General features: G+C 66.8%; 13 protein-coding genes and 2 tRNA genes. 3 read left to right on the top strand and 12 right to left on the bottom strand.

The annotated features are described in order from the left end of the window. Positions 1–107: 107 nt before the first annotated feature. Positions 108–740, bottom strand: a complete 633-nt coding sequence (locus ATC03_RS00070; protein ID WP_335622253.1) for a rhomboid family intramembrane serine protease — start codon at positions 738–740, stop codon at positions 108–110. Positions 741–777: 37 nt separating this feature from the next. On the opposite strand from ATC03_RS00070, the gene ATC03_RS21205 reads away from it, so the two are divergent. Beyond that, entirely contained in the window at positions 778–918 is a 141-nt protein-coding gene (locus ATC03_RS21205; RefSeq protein ID WP_335622252.1) for a hypothetical protein, read from the top strand. A gap of 60 nt (positions 919–978) precedes the next feature. On the opposite strand, the gene ATC03_RS00065 is transcribed toward ATC03_RS21205, so the two are convergent. After that, on the bottom strand, positions 979–1,518 hold the full coding sequence (locus ATC03_RS00065; RefSeq protein WP_067871574.1) for a peptidylprolyl isomerase: 540 nt from the start codon (positions 1,516–1,518) through the stop codon (positions 979–981). 119 nt (positions 1,519–1,637) lie between these two features. Between ATC03_RS00065 and ATC03_RS00060 the strand changes: the two genes are divergently transcribed. Both ATC03_RS00060 and ATC03_RS00055 read left to right on the top strand, forming a co-directional pair. Further along, a complete protein-coding gene (locus ATC03_RS00060) occupies positions 1,638–2,168 on the top strand; it encodes a hypothetical protein (RefSeq protein ID WP_067871572.1) in 531 nt (176 codons plus the stop codon). A gap of 553 nt (positions 2,169–2,721) precedes the next feature. Then, positions 2,722–2,973: a hypothetical protein gene (locus ATC03_RS00055; protein ID WP_067871569.1), complete on the top strand. Its 252-nt coding sequence runs from the start codon at positions 2,722–2,724 to the stop codon at positions 2,971–2,973. A 200-nt stretch (positions 2,974–3,173) separates the two neighbouring features. On the opposite strand, the gene ATC03_RS00050 is transcribed toward ATC03_RS00055, so the two are convergent. The 10 genes from ATC03_RS00050 to dnaA form a co-directional block, all read right to left on the bottom strand. Next, positions 3,174–3,641 carry an NUDIX hydrolase gene (locus ATC03_RS00050; protein WP_067871566.1) on the bottom strand — a complete coding sequence of 156 codons (468 nt, stop codon included), beginning with the start codon at positions 3,639–3,641 and terminating at the stop codon, positions 3,174–3,176. Between the two features lie 70 nt (positions 3,642–3,711). After that, positions 3,712–3,784: transfer RNA gene (locus ATC03_RS00045), tRNA-Ala, on the bottom strand. A 42-nt stretch (positions 3,785–3,826) separates the two neighbouring features. After that, positions 3,827–3,900: transfer RNA gene (locus ATC03_RS00040), tRNA-Ile, on the bottom strand. A 65-nt stretch (positions 3,901–3,965) separates the two neighbouring features. Continuing rightward, on the bottom strand, positions 3,966–4,370 hold the full coding sequence (locus ATC03_RS00035) for a DUF3566 domain-containing protein (protein ID WP_055854086.1): 405 nt from the start codon (positions 4,368–4,370) through the stop codon (positions 3,966–3,968). 6 nt (positions 4,371–4,376) lie between these two features. Then, entirely contained in the window at positions 4,377–6,911 is a 2,535-nt protein-coding gene (gene gyrA, locus ATC03_RS00030) for a DNA gyrase subunit A (protein WP_418118934.1), read from the bottom strand. Positions 6,912–7,014: 103 nt separating this feature from the next. After that, positions 7,015–9,027 (bottom strand): DNA topoisomerase (ATP-hydrolyzing) subunit B, encoded by a 2,013-nt coding sequence (gene gyrB / locus ATC03_RS00025; protein WP_067871563.1) that lies wholly within the window; start codon positions 9,025–9,027, stop codon positions 7,015–7,017. A 123-nt stretch (positions 9,028–9,150) separates the two neighbouring features. Continuing rightward, entirely contained in the window at positions 9,151–9,648 is a 498-nt protein-coding gene (locus ATC03_RS00020) for a DciA family protein (RefSeq protein ID WP_067871560.1), read from the bottom strand. Further along, positions 9,641–10,918: a DNA replication/repair protein RecF gene (gene recF / locus ATC03_RS00015; protein WP_067871556.1), complete on the bottom strand. Its 1,278-nt coding sequence runs from the start codon at positions 10,916–10,918 to the stop codon at positions 9,641–9,643. Before recF ends, ATC03_RS00020 begins: the two co-directional genes overlap by 8 nt. A gap of 57 nt (positions 10,919–10,975) precedes the next feature. Continuing rightward, positions 10,976–12,136 carry a DNA polymerase III subunit beta gene (gene dnaN, locus ATC03_RS00010; RefSeq protein ID WP_067880968.1) on the bottom strand — a complete coding sequence of 387 codons (1,161 nt, stop codon included), beginning with the start codon at positions 12,134–12,136 and terminating at the stop codon, positions 10,976–10,978. Between the two features lie 492 nt (positions 12,137–12,628). After that, complete coding sequence (gene dnaA / locus ATC03_RS00005; RefSeq protein ID WP_418118932.1) at positions 12,629–13,984, bottom strand: chromosomal replication initiator protein DnaA; 1,356 nt, start codon at positions 13,982–13,984, stop codon at positions 12,629–12,631. Positions 13,985–14,062 lie beyond the last annotated feature (78 nt).

Raw genomic sequence — 14,062 nt, 5'->3', positions numbered from 1 at the left:
GCGGCATCCGCCCGTTTTGTGCGCCCGCAAGCCGGCTCACGGGCCGGAACGCACCGCAATTACACGGGTGTAACTCTCTCCCCAGTTGTGGAGGGAGGTGTGGATAACTAGAAGGCGCCGATCTTCCACGTCGCCACAAGCCATCCGATCACCAGCAGGAGCACGCTCAGTCCGATCAGCAGGCCGATCTGGACGCCGAGGCGCGCACGGGCCCTCGTCTCGAGGAGGATGAGGCCCACGAGCGCTCCGCCGATCAGGCCGCCGAGGTGCGCCTGCCAAGAGATGTTCGCACCGGGGATGAACCCGATCGCGAGGTTGATGGCCAGCAGGATGTAGAGCTGCGTCATGTTGCCGCCCAGCCGCCGCTGGATGACGACGAACGCCCCCATGAGGCCGAAGATGGCGCCCGATGCGCCCAGAACCTGCGAACCGGGTGCGGCGAACACCACGACGCCGATCGAGCCGGCCAGGCCGCTGATCAGGTACAGGGCGAGGAATCGTCCGCGGCCGAGCATCGGTTCGAGCAGTCGCCCGAAGATCCAGAGCGTGTACATGTTCAGCAGGATGTGGAAGAACAGCGACGTCGAGTGCAGGAACACCGATGTCAGGGCACGCCACGGCTCGGGGAAGACCTCGGTCATGAACACCGGGCTGAAGAACAGCGCGTTCGTCACGCCGAGGCCCGGAATCCACTGCAGCAGGTACACGAGGGCGGTGATGCCGATCAAGGCATACGTCACCACGGGTGCGCCGCGATCAGCGGCCGAACGGAACCTGGTGACCACCGCCGGCTTGGTGCGCGGCGCCGAGGCGCGCTGCTCGCGCATGCACTCGGGGCAGATCACGCCGACGGGCGCAGGTGTCTGGCATTCACCGCACACCGTGCGCCCGCAGCGCTGGCAGAGCACGAAGCTCTGACGGTCTGGATGCCGGTAGCAGAAGTTCGCGCGATCCGCGCCGGCATCCGTCACCTGATCGTCAGACCTGCTCGACGGTGACGCTCTCGATGACGACGTCGTCGAGCGGGCGGTCACGGCCATCGGTCGGCACGGAGGCGAGCTTGTCGACGATGGCCTGGCTCTCGGCATCCGTCACCTTGCCGAAGATGCTGTGCTTGCCCTGCAGCCATGTGGTCGGGCCGACCGTGATGAAGAACTGCGAGCCGTTGGTGCCGCGGCCGCCCTGGATGCCGGCATTGGCCATGGCGAGGACGTACGGCTCGGTGAAGTCGAGCTCGGGGTTGATCTCGTCGTCGAACTGGTACCCCGGGCCGCCGATGCCCTGTCCGAGCGGGTCGCCGCCCTGGATCATGAAGCCGGGGATGATGCGGTGGAAGACGACGCCGTCGTACAGCGGGTCGTTGCTCTTCTGGCCGGTTGCGGGGTGTGTCCACTCGATCTCGCCGGTCGCGAGCCCGACGAAGTTCTTGACGGTCTTCGGAGCGTGGTGGCCGTAGAGGTCGACCTTGATGGGTCCGAGGCTGGTGTTGAGCGTCGCGACTGCAGTGTGAATCGGCATTCCCTTATTCTGTCACGCGTGGATTCGTCAAGGGGAATGCACGTTTGCGACTCTCACCCCGCTTCCAGCTGTTTCGGTGGCAAGATGGAGTGATTCGCTGCACATCGATGGAGGGTCAGATGAGCCTGTCACGCAAGCGCCAGAAGGAACTCAAGCGGCTCCGCAGTAGTGCCGAAGATCTATGGGGAGACCAGCAGCAGGTCCTCGACCGCGCGAACGCGGTCGCACGTGAGGCGAGCCGCCAGATCAGTGCGCTCCACCACGAAGAGGTCGTTCCACGCGTCCGCACGGGCTACGAGAACTACGTGCGACCGGGCCTGAGCCAGGCCAAGGACTTCGCGTCGACCGCCGGTGACGGCGTCGAGCGCGCGCTCGGATCCGCACTCGGCTCCGTGCTGTCGATCGGCGACATCGCCAACGACGCTCGCGTGCGTCGTGCCGTTCAGCGCATCTCGCCCGCAGCGGCAGCTGCAGTCGCGAAGAAGCAGAAGAGCGGCCCCGGTTTCGGCGGGTACCTCGCCATCGGTGCCGGCATCGCGGTCGCCGCCGGTATCGCGTATGCGGTCTGGCAGACGTTCCGCGCCGACGACGAACTCTGGGTCGCCGACGACGAGCCCGGCTCCGCGCCCACCTCGTCCGCCGCGCTCTAGCAGCGACGTTCTCACGAAAGGCCCCGCCGGTCGGCGGGGCCTTTCGCGCGCCCGCAAACGTCCGCTCCGGTACGGTCGCCTCTCCGCCCCTCATTCAGTGCGTGCACTGAACTTCGAACGAATTCGCACGCTGCGCTTGCGGTTCCTGTGAACATGCCGGTATGTTCGTGTCTCGGCGAACACGCCCCGAAACAGAGAGAGGAGTTGAGTCCCATGATGAAGGTCACCTTTACGAAGCCGCGCACGGGATTCCTCCTCGTGCCTCCGGCCTGCTGAATCGCCCCGACCTCGCGCACGACGTGCGTGATCGTCACTCCGCCTGATCAGGCGTGAGCCCGCATGAGTCGCGACTCCGGTCGCCGCTCCTAGCGCTCTCGACGCCCTGCGATCAGCCACGCTCGTCGCCTTCCGGCGCGATCGCCCCCGGGTAGGTGCTCCGCCTCGTCTCCGACGTGCGTTGACGCCTGGCGTGCGCCCGAGCGCGCACTCGCACCTCCTCCCCCGCCGGCATCCCGTCGCGCGGATTCGCACCACCTCCAATGAAGGAATCACCGTGAACACCACGTCACTCACCGCTGCTCGCCCCGTTCCGGGACGCGCAGCGCTCTACCAACCGCGGGCCCTCGGCCTGCAGGAGCGCACCGCACGCCGGCTCGGCCTGGCGCTGCTCGACTGGAGCAACCGCCGCGAGGCGCTCCGCTCCCCCGAGACGGTACTGCTCCGACGCCGGACGGAGCTCGAGGCGCAGCGCGCCATGGGCGACCTGCAGCGCCAACTCGCGACACTCGGAAGCCCGCTCGTCTGATGAACGCCGCGACCGACATCACCGCCCGGCACGGATCGGATCCGGGTCTCGACCCGATCCGGTCCGTGCACGGCCCATCCATCGAGACGGTGGGCGCCTCGGATCACATCACCTGCGCCAGCTCGACGGCACCTCGCCGAGAGCGGAGCGGCGGCATCATCCGTCGATCCGTTGTCGGGGACGTGTCGGCGGCAGTGTGCTCACCGCAGTTCGCGCGACGGCGGCCATTCATGCGCCGGCACGCCGTCGGCCGGCTCGTCGGCGTTCAATTGCAAGGCGACGTCGACGAGGCCGACCTTCTTCAGCGAGGGCAGCTCGTCGAGCCGGAACCACTTGGCCTCGTCGCTCGAGCCGCCGACCTCGTTGCGCAGCGTTCCGCCCGTGACGTGAGCGCGGTAGACGACCCGCATGGCGTAGAGGGGCGCGGAACCCTTGAGGCGCTTCGCAGCAGGGACGATCATCGTGTCGATGCCGAGCAGTCGGTCGACGGCCGCGTCATGCCCGGTCTCCTCGCGCACCTCGCGCACGACGGCGATCGCCGGATGCTCGTCGCCCTCGATGCCGCCACCGGGAAGGGTCCACCCGGACCGCCCGTGCTCGTTCCAGTGGGAGAGCAGGATCTCGTCGTCGCGGATGATGACGGCGTACGCGGCGATGCGGATGTCCATCCGCACACTGTATCCGGTGCGACCGAGATGGTTGCCCCACGGATCGAGATCGACGTGCGACGGGAAACTGTGGAGCCTAGGAGATTCGAACTCCTGACATCCTGCTTGCAAAGCAGGCGCTCTACCAACTGAGCTAAGGCCCCTGGGTCGGGTGCCGATGGCACCCGATCTATGGAGTTATGGAGTGGGGATACGAGGACTTGAACCTCGGACCTCTTCGTTATCAGCGAAGCGCTCTAACCGCCTGAGCTATATCCCCGAATTTCGGCCGTGGAAAACACTACCCGAAGGTGGTCGAATATCCGAATCGAGCCGAAGACCGCGTCAGTTGTTGGTGAACCCGACGAGGATGCCGCCGGTGATCTTGACGCTCAGGTTGTACAGCACGGCGAGGATCGCGCCGAGCGCGGTCGTCACGACGAGGTTCAGCAGCGCTGCCACGATCGCGAAACCCATCACGTTGCCAAGCGAGAGCACGGCCGTGAGGTCGGTGCCGGCGCCCGCGACATCCTGAACCAGGGAGTTCAGGTTCTCGAAGATGCCCGTCGAGCTGAGCACCGTGTGCACGAGGAACGTGACCACGATGCTCACGACGGCCAACGCGACCGCGATCAGGAACGACAGCTTCACGGCCGACCAGAAGTCGATGTAGACCAGCCGCAGGCGCACCTGCTTGGCCGCGGGGCGGCGGTTCGACTTGCGTGCGAGCTTCTCGGCAACGCTACTCATAGACGGTTACTCCTCTCCCGTGGTCTCGTCCGCGTCGGTTTCGGCGGCGTCCTCCACGAGATTCCGTTCGGAATTCTTCGCGATCGCGATGATCCGGTCGGCTTCGGCGAACTTCGCGAAGACGACCCCCATCGTGTCCCTGCCCTTGGCGGGAACCTCGGCGACGTCAGAGCGTACCACCTTGCCACTGGCAAGAACCACAAGGACCTCGTCGGTGCGCGAGACGATCAGCGCGCCCGCGAGATCGCCTCGATCGTCGTTCAACTTGGCCACCTTGATGCCCAGTCCGCCGCGCTGCTGCTTGCGGTACTCCTCGATGCGGGTGCTCTTCGCGTACCCGCCCTCGGTGACCACGAACACGTAGGTGTCGGTCGGGCTGAGCTTCTGGCCGGCGACGTCCGCTGCGGCATCCGTGCTCGAATCGGTCGGCTCGAGCGGCGCGTCGGGGTCGGAGTGGGCGACGACGGATGCCTCGAGCAGGCTGTCTCCGTCGCGGAAGCTCATGCCCTTGACGCCCGAAGTCGAACGGCCCATGGGGCGAAGCGCCTCGTCGGTCGCCTCGAACCGGAGCGACATGCCCTTGCGGGAGACGAGGAGGATCTCGTCGTGCTCGTCGGCGAGCATGGCCGACACGAGCTCGTCGCCCTCGCGGAGGTTGATCGCGATGACGCCGCGCGAGCGGTTCGTGTCGTAGGCGGTGAGCTCCGTCTTCTTCACGAGGCCGTCGCGCGTGGCGAGCACGAGGTACTGGGCCACGGCGTAGTCGCGGATGTCGAGGATCTCGGCGACCTGCTCGTCGGGCTGGAGCTCGAGGAGGTTCGCGAGGTGCTGGCCCTTCGCGTCGCGGCCGCCCTCCTGCAGTTCGTACGTCTTCGCACGGTAGACGCGGCCCATGTTCGTGAAGAACAGCAGCCAGTGGTGCGTCGTGGTGACGAAGAAGTGCTCGACCACATCATCTGCTCGGAGCTGCGCGCCCTTGACGCCCTTGCCGCCGCGGTGCTGCGAACGGTAGTTGTCGCTCCGCGTGCGCTTGACGTACCCGCCGCGCGTGACGGTGACGACCATCTCCTCTTCGGGGATGAGGTCTTCGACCGACATGTCCCCGTCGAAGCCGGGCATGATCTGCGTGCGTCGGTCGTCGCCGAACTTGTCGACGATCTCTGCGAGCTCCTCGGAGATGATCGTGCGCTGCCGCTCGGGCGAGGCGATGATCGCGCGGTAGTCGGCGATCTCGTTCTCGAGCTTCTCGGCCTCTTCGACGATCTTCTGGCGCTCGAGGGCTGCGAGGCGACGCAGCTGGAGTTCGAGGATGGCCCGAGCCTGCAGCTCGTCGATGGTGAGCAGGTCGATGAGGCCGTCGCGAGCCTCTTCGACCGTGGGCGAGCGGCGGATGAGGGCGATGACCTCGTCGAGTGCATCGAGCGCCTTGAGGTAGGCGCGGAGGATGTGCATGCGCGCTTCGGCCTCGCGCAGCAGGTACTGCGTGCGGCGCACGATGACCTCGACCTGGTGGTCGACCCAGTGCGCGATGAAGCCGTCGATCGAGAGGGTGCGGGGCACGCCGTCGACGATCGCGAGCATGTTCGCGCCGAAGTTCTCCTGCAGCGGGGTGTGCTTGTAGAGGTTGTTCAGCACCACCTTGGCGACGGCGTCGCGCTTGAGCACGAGCACGAGGCGCTGGCCGGTGCGGCCCGAGGTCTCGTCGCGGATGTCGGCGATGCCGCCGAGCTTTCCGTCTTTCACCATGTCGGCGATCTTGATCGCCAGGTTGTCGGGGTTCACCTGGTAGGGCAGCTCGGTCACGACGAGGCAGGTGCGACCCTGCAGCTCCTCGACCGAGACGACGGCGCGCATGGTGATCGAACCGCGACCCGTGCGGTAGGCGTCGTTGATGCCCTTGACGCCGAGGATCTGGGCGCCGGTCGGAAAGTCGGGCCCCTTGATGCGCTGGATCAGCGCCTCTTGCAGCTCTTCGCGGGATGCCTCGGGGTTCTCGAGGTACCACTGGGCTCCGGATGCCACTTCGCGCAGGTTGTGTGGCGGGATGTTCGTCGCCATGCCGACCGCGATGCCGACCGAGCCGTTGACGAGCAGGTTCGGGAACCGAGCCGGCAGGATCGACGGCTCCTGCGTGCGACCGTCGTAGTTGTCCTGGAAGTCGACGGTCTCCTTCTCGATGTCGCGCACCATCTCGAGCGCGAGCGGAGCCATCTTCGTCTCGGTGTACCGAGGTGCGGCGGCACCGTCGTTGCCCGGCGAGCCGAAGTTGCCCTGCCCGAGCGCGAGGGGGTAGCGAAGGCTCCACGGCTGCACGAGTCGCACGAGCGCGTCGTAGATCGCGGTGTCGCCGTGCGGGTGGAACTGGCCCATGACGTCGCCGACCACGCGGGCGCACTTCGAGAACGCCTTGTCGGGGCGGTAGCCACCGTCGTACATCGCGTAGATCACCCGGCGGTGCACGGGCTTCAGGCCGTCGCGCACGTCGGGCAGCGCGCGCCCGACGATGACGCTCATGGCGTAGTCGAGATACGAACGCTGCATCTCGAGCTGCAGGTCGACCTGGTCGATGCGCCCGTGGATGCCGTGTCCGCCGTTGCTTGCGTCGGCGCGGGTCTCTTCGCCGCCCGCGCCGGGCTCGATCACATCAGATGTCAAGGAAACGCACGTCCTTCGCGTTCTTCTGGATGAAGTTTCGGCGGCTCTCGACGTCCTCGCCCATCAGGGTCGAGAAGATCTCGTCGGCGGCGGCCGCGTCGTCCATGGTGACCTGTAGCAGCGTGCGGGTCTCGGGGTTCATCGTGGTCTCCCACAGCTCTTGGTGGTTCATCTCGCCGAGACCCTTGTAGCGCTGCACGCCGTTGTCCTTCGGGATGCGCCAGCCCTTGGCCTGCCCCTCGACGAGCAGCGCGTCGCGCTCGCGGTCGGAGTAGACGTACTCGTGCTCGGCGTTCGTCCACTTGAGGCGGTAGAGCGGCGGCTGTGCGAGGTACACGTAGCCGAACTCGATGAGCGGCCGCATGTATCGGAAGAGCAGTGTGAGCAGCAGGGTCGTGATGTGCTGACCGTCGACATCGGCGTCGGCCATGAGCACGATCTTGTGGTACCTGGCCTTGTCGGTGTTGAAGTCCTCGCCGATGCCGGCACCGAATGCCGTGATCATGGCCTGGACCTCGGCGTTCGCGAGGGCGCGGTCGAGCCTGGCCTTCTCGACGTTCAGGATCTTGCCGCGGAGCGGGAGGATGGCCTGGGTCTCGGGATTGCGGCCCTGCACGGCGGAGCCGCCGGCCGAGTCGCCCTCGACGATGAAGATCTCGGAGATCGACGGATCCTTCGAGGAGCAGTCCTTGAGCTTGCCGGGCATGCCGCCGGATTCGAGGAGCCCCTTGCGGCGGGTGGCCTCGCGCGCCTTGCGGGCGGCGAGTCGCGCGGTCGCGGCCTGGATCGCCTTGCGGATGATCTCGCGGGCCTGCGTGGGGTTGCGCTCGAACCAGTCGCCGAGCTGCTCGCCCGTGACCTTCTGCACGAACGACTTCGCCTCGGTGTTGCCGAGCTTGGTCTTGGTCTGGCCCTCGAACTGCGGCTCGCCGAGCTTGACCGAGATGACCGCGGTCAGGCCCTCGCGCACGTCGTCGCCGGAGAGGTTGTCGTCCTTCTCCTTGATGATGTTCTTCTCGCGCGCGTACCGGTTGACGAGGGTCGTCAACGCGGCGCGGAAGCCCTCTTCGTGGGTGCCGCCCTCGTGCGTGTTGATGGTGTTCGCGTACGTGTGCACCGACTCGGAGTACGAGGTGGTCCACTGCATGGCGACCTCGAGTGCGATCTTGCGATCGGGATCCTCGGACTCGAACGAGATGATCTCGTCGTTCACGACGTCGTTCTTCTTCGAACGGTTGAGGTACTCGACGTAGTCGACGAGGCCGCGCTCGTAGAGGAACGTGTCGGTGCGCGGCGCCGCGGGATCCGCCTCGTGCTCAGCCGTGTCTTCGTGGGAGACCTCGTCGTGCCCGGCCCGGAGGTCGGTGAGCGTGATGCGCAGGCCCTTGTTGAGGAACGCGTACTGCTGGAATCGCGTACGGAGCGTCTCGTAGTCGAACTCGACGGTCTCGAAGATGTCGGTGCTCGGCCAGAACGTGATGGTCGTGCCGGTCTCGTCGCTCGCCTCGTCTTGCGAGAGCGGCGCGTCGGGAACGCCGACGGAGTACGACTGGCGCCACGCGTGCCCTTCGCGCTTGACCTCGACGTCGAGGCGGGTCGAGAGCGCGTTCACGACCGATGAGCCGACACCGTGCAGGCCGCCCGAGACGGCGTAGCCGCCGCCGCCGAACTTGCCACCGGCGTGCAGCACCGTGAGCACGACCTCGACGGTCGACTTGCCCTCGGACTTGTGGATGCCCACGGGGATGCCGCGACCGTTGTCGATGACACGCACCCCGCCGTCGGGCAGGATCGTGACGTCGATGGTGTCGGCATAGCCTGCAAGCGCCTCGTCGACGGAGTTGTCGACGATCTCGTAGACGAGATGGTGGAGGCCTCTCGGCCCGGTCGAGCCGATGTACATTCCCGGCCGCTTGCGGACCGCTTCGAGGCCCTCGAGAACCTGGATCTCATCCGCGCCGTATTCAGGCGCGCTCTCGGCCTTCGTCGGTTCCGCTGTCATGGGTGAATCGGGCTCCAAACCGTCGTACTGGCGACTCTCGATCCTATCAAACAGAGACGCCGGAGCAGCCCGGAAGCGCCGTTCTCAGGGGAGAACTCACCTCTGGCGACCGAATTTGCCGTCTCAGCCGTAGGTATCGCGTGGGCCCCGCCCTGGAATCGATCTGGGGCCCCTTTTCCAGGTGGGGGCGTCCGGCCCCTGAAAGCGGATGCTCTCGACGCCAGCTTCGGGGTATCCGTCGAGGATGCGGGTGACGAGGTCTGCACGCAGGATCCGCAACTGCGTCGCCCACGCCGTCGACTCGCACCGCACCTGCAGCACGCCGTGCTCGATGCCGATCGGCTCGGAGTGCGCCGCGATCTCGTCGCCGACGAGCGAGGACCACGACGCGAGCAGCTCGTGCTGCGACAGCGGCGCGCTCCAACCGAGCTGCGAGGTCAACCCGTCGATGGCATCCCCGAGCGGCTTCGGGTCGCGGCCCGGCGTGAACGGCTCGCTGCCCGATCGTTCGCGCGCCTTGCGTCGAACTCGTGCCCCGCCCGTCCGGGCCTGGCCGCCGAACACCTCGCGGAAGTGCTGGTAGACGCGGAGCGACTCCGATTCGCCGGGGCGCTCAGCCATCGGCCGATCCTGCCTCGGTGTCGAGTGCTGCGGCCGAATCTGCTCCCACGGCAGCGTCTGCGCCAGGGGCCGACTCGATCGCATCGGCCGGGTCGTCGTCGAGCACGGTTCCATGATCGATGCGGATGACGCGAGCCACCAGGTGCTCTGGCACATCTTCGAGCACAGCCGCCGTGACGAGCACCTGCTCGTAGCCGCCGATGGCGGCCGCCAAGCGCTCGCGCCGCGCACGGTCGAGCTCGGCGAAGACGTCGTCGAGCACGAGCACGGGATCGCCGGTCGCCGAGTCCCGACGGAGCAGCTCCGCCGACGCCAGTCGCAGCGCGAGTGCGAACGACCACGACTCGCCATGGCTCGCATAGCCCTTCGCGGGCAGACCGTTGAGCATGAGCAGCACGTCGTCGCGATGCGGTCCGACGAGCGTGACTCCTCGCTCGAGCTCCTTCGAACGCAGCGTGCGAAGGGCTTCGGCGAACCGCTGCGCGGTGGCCGAGACCGGCGCGCCACCGGCATCCGGAACCGAGTCGGTCGTGTCGGAGACGCTCTCGGGCGCATCGGCATCGGGATCGGCGCCGTCGATCGAGAGCATCGAACGCAGGCCGGGCGCATGATCGGCGTCGACGATCGAGGCATATGCCTCGGCCAACGGGCCGGCGAGTTCGACGACGAGCGCGACGCGTCGGTCGATGATCTCGGAGCCGAAGTGCACGAGGCGCTCGTCCCAGATGTCGAGGGTCGTGAGCTTGTCGGCCGCGAGCCCGCGAGCCCTGGCGCTCTTCAGGAGCGTGTTGCGCTGACGCAGCACCCGCTCGTAGTCGGCCATGACCCCGGCCAGCCGCGGGGTGCGCTGCACGAGCAGTTCGTCGAGCAGCCGACGACGCACCGAGGGCTCGCCGCGCACGATCGCCAGGTCTTCGGGAGCGAACAGCACGCTGTGCGCGTACCGCGCAAGCTCGCGGGTCTTCACCGGCGACCGGTTCAGTTGCGCACGGTTCGCGCCCTTGCGGTTCAGCTGGAGTTCGAGGAGCAGCTCGCGTTCGGCGTGAGCGAGCAGAGCGCGCACGATCGCGGCATCCGACCCGGCCTTGATCAGCGCCTGATCGTTCGAGACGCGATGCGAGCCCAGGGTCGCGAGGTAGCCGATGGCCTCGACGAGGTTGGTCTTGCCCTGACCGTTGCGGCCGACGAACACGGTCGTGCCTGGGCCCAACGTGAGTTCGGCCCTGGCGTAGTTGCGGTAGTCGGTCAACGAGAGCCGCACGACGTGCACGTCAGCTCCCTTCGATTCGAACGCGACCTACGCTATCGGCGGCGGCCGACACCCGAATCAGCGCAGGAGCAGGTTCGGCTGCAGCAGGTAGCGGTACGTGTCGGCTCCGGCCTGCTCGCGCGAGGTCTGGCTGGTGATGAGCACGGGGCCGGGCTTGTTCGGGTTCTCGGTCTTGGTGAACGAGATGCGCACGAACTCGGAGTTCACGGCGCCGAGCCCGTCGAGCAGGAACTGCGGCTTGAGCGAGACGACCGTGTCGTCACCCGTGAGGATCGCGTCGATGCTCTCTTGCGCCTGGGCCTGCTCGCTGCCGATGGCCTCGAGGGTGAGCCCGTCGGCGGTGAAGGTGAAGCGCAGCGCGGCTTCGCGCTCGAGCACGAGCGAGACGCGTCGCGTGGCCTCGATGAGCTCGGCCGTGTTCATGACCGCGTAGTTCTCGACCGTCTCGGGGAACAACCGTCGGACGGGCGGGAAGTTGCCCTTGATGAGCAGGCTCGTGACGGTCTTGCGGTCGGCGCTGAATGCGATCAGTTCGCGCTCGTCGCGACTCGTGATCGACACCGAGATCGTGCCGGAGTGGCCGAACGTCTTGCCGACCTCCTGCAGGGTCCTGGCCGGAACCAGCGCGGTCACCGACTCCTCTGCGGCAGCGGTGCCACCAACGGCCCCGCCGTCCCAGTCGATCTCGCGAACGGCGACGCGATAGCGGTCGGTCGCGACGAGACCCAGGCTGTTCTCGCGGACCTCGAGCTGCACACCCGTGATCACCGGCGTCACGTCGTCGCGCGACGCGGCGACGGCGACCTGTGCGACGGCGGCCGCGAACTCCTCGGCCGGCACGACGCCGGACTGCTCGCCGATCTCGGGGATCGACGGGTACTCCTCCACGGGCATCGACAGCAACGTGAAGCTCGCCGATCCGCAGCTGACCTGGATGCGCGACTCCTCGGTCGAGATGCGCACGGGCGCGTTCGGGAGCCGGCCGGCGATCTCGGCGAGCAGACGGCCGGAGACCAGCACGGTGCCCTGCTCCTCGACGTCGGCCTGGATCTCGGTCTGCGACGAGACCTCGTAGTCGAACGAGGAGAGCACGAGCCCGGTCTCGTTGGCCTGGATGAGCACGCCGGACAGGATCGGAAGCGTGGTGCGCTGCGGCAGGAGCTTGACGGCGAACGACACGGCTTCGCTGAAGACGTCGCGATTGACCTGGAACTTCACGGTTCTCCCGTCGTGGAGGTGCTGGGTGGATCCCATGCTATCCGCAGGGTGCAGCCCGACGCCGAGCGAATCGAGCGAGGCGAGCCTCGAGCGCTCCCGGACCGGACATGTTGTGGAGCCCTCTGGGATTAACCAGTTCTCTTAACGGTGTTAACCGTTGTGGAAACTGTGGATGGTGTTCGGAGATGCCCGGAACGGTGCCGATCGGAGGCCATCGCATCTGTGCACGGTGTGTGGATTCGCACTGATCCGACGCCGGCCATATCTGCACGCCGTCTGCAGTTCTCCACAGGGCTGTGCGAAAGGTTCACAGTGTTCAGGCGGTTGCTCGTTAACAATCCACAAGCTGTCCACAGGTGTGGATTCGCTTCCGGATGTCGCGGCCGCCCGCATTTCGGGCGTGTCCCGGCCCCTCGGCGGCTCGACGAACGGGTTCCGCGGGGTCGCCGAGCACCGCCGGCGCAGGCGGAAGCGATGCGCCGCGGCATCCGATCAGCGGTATCGACTGACCTGCTTGATGCGCGCGGTGAGCTCGGTGACCTGGTTGTAGATCGACCGCCGCTCCTTCATCAGTTCGGAGATCTTCTTGTTCGCATACATGACCGTGGTGTGATCGCGATTGCCGAAGAGCTGGCCGATCTTCGGCAGCGACAGGCTCGTGAGCTCGCGGCACAGGTACATCGCGATCTGACGCGCGGTCGCGACGGCCTGCGAACGGCTCGAGCCGTACAGGTCGTCGACCGTCAGCTTGAAGTAGTCGGCGGTCGCCGTGATGATGTCGACCGGTGCGACGACGTTGTCGGCGTCATCCGTGATGAGGTCCTTCAGCACCGTCTGCACCAGGGGCATGTCGACCGGCGTGCGGTTCAGGCTCGCGAACGCGGTCACGCGGATGAGGGTGCCCTCGAGCTCGCGGATGTTGCTCGACACCTTCGAGGCCATGTACTCGAGGATCTCGTCGGGAACCTGCAGCCGTTCGGACTGCGCCTTCTTGCGGAGGATCGCGATGCGCGTCTCGAGGTCGGGAGCCTGCACATCGGTGATCAGGCCCCACTCGAACCGGCTCCGCATGCGGTCCTCGAAGCCCGTCAGCAGTTTCGGCGGCACGTCGCTCGTGATCACGACCTGCTTGTTGTGGTCGTGCAGCGTGTTGAAGGTGTGGAAGAACGCCTCCTGCGTCTCCGCCTTGCCCTGCAGGAACTGAATGTCGTCGATCAGGAGGATGTCGATGCTGCGGTAGCGCTGCTGGAAGAGCGAGCCGCGGTTGTTCGCGATCGAGTTGATGAAGTCGTTGGTGAACTCCTCGGAACTCACGTACCGCACCCGGATGCCCGGATACAGGCTCATCGCGTAGTGGCCGATGGCGTGCAGGAGGTGCGTCTTGCCGAGGCCGGAGTCGCCGTAGATGAACAGCGGGTTGTACGCCTTGGCCGGCGCCTCGGCCACGGCGACCGCGGCCGCGTGCGCGAACCGGTTCGACTGGCCGATGACGAAGCTCTCGAACGCGTACTTCGGATTGAGCCTGGTATCGCCGGGGCGGTCGGGGCTCGTGTTCTCGAACACCGACTGCGGACTGGCCGGAAGGTCGACGCGGCCCTCGAGCGCGGTCAGCCCCATCGGGGACAGGGGGTCGGGTTCGGGTGCCCTGACCTCTTCGAGCTCGGGATTGACGACCACGTAGAACGAGGTCACCGGCGTCGGGGCCTCGATCACGCTCATGGCCGAGAGCAGCGAGACGCGCATGCGCTGGTTCAGCATGGTGGCGGTGAAGTCGTTCGGCACCTCGAGGTAGAAGGTGCCGGCGGCGATGCCCTTCGGCTCGACCAGGCTGAGGAAGCCCTGGAGCATCGGCGTGATCGCCGTGTCCTCCGAGAGTCGATCGAGGACGGACGCCCATGTATCGGTGATGGGCTGTTCGGTCATCAT

Source organism: Agromyces aureus, from assembly GCF_001660485.1.
GTDB classification, from domain to species: Bacteria; Actinomycetota; Actinomycetes; order Actinomycetales; family Microbacteriaceae; genus Agromyces; species Agromyces aureus.
Note: the sequence above shows the minus strand (reverse complement) of the source record. Positions and strands in the feature narration are given on the sequence as shown.

What these genes read in the sequence shown, in the direction of transcription:
- ATC03_RS00065 (WP_067871574.1), bottom strand. Translation starts at nt 1,518, where the DNA reads ATGCCGATTCACACTGCAGTCGCGACGCTCAACACCAGCCTCGGACCC.
- ATC03_RS00060 (WP_067871572.1), top strand. Translation starts at nt 1,638, where the DNA reads ATGAGCCTGTCACGCAAGCGCCAGAAGGAACTCAAGCGGCTCCGCAGT.
- ATC03_RS00050 (WP_067871566.1), bottom strand. Translation starts at nt 3,641, where the DNA reads ATGGACATCCGCATCGCCGCGTACGCCGTCATCATCCGCGACGACGAG.
- ATC03_RS00035 (WP_055854086.1), bottom strand. Translation starts at nt 4,370, where the DNA reads ATGAGTAGCGTTGCCGAGAAGCTCGCACGCAAGTCGAACCGCCGCCCC.
- gyrA (WP_418118934.1), bottom strand. Translation starts at nt 6,911, where the DNA reads ATGCAGCGTTCGTATCTCGACTACGCCATGAGCGTCATCGTCGGGCGC.
- gyrB (WP_067871563.1), bottom strand. Translation starts at nt 9,027, where the DNA reads ATGACAGCGGAACCGACGAAGGCCGAGAGCGCGCCTGAATACGGCGCG.
- ATC03_RS00020 (WP_067871560.1), bottom strand. Translation starts at nt 9,648, where the DNA reads ATGGCTGAGCGCCCCGGCGAATCGGAGTCGCTCCGCGTCTACCAGCAC.
- dnaA (WP_418118932.1), bottom strand. Translation starts at nt 13,984, where the DNA reads ATGCTCCAGGGCTTCCTCAGCCTGGTCGAGCCGAAGGGCATCGCCGCC.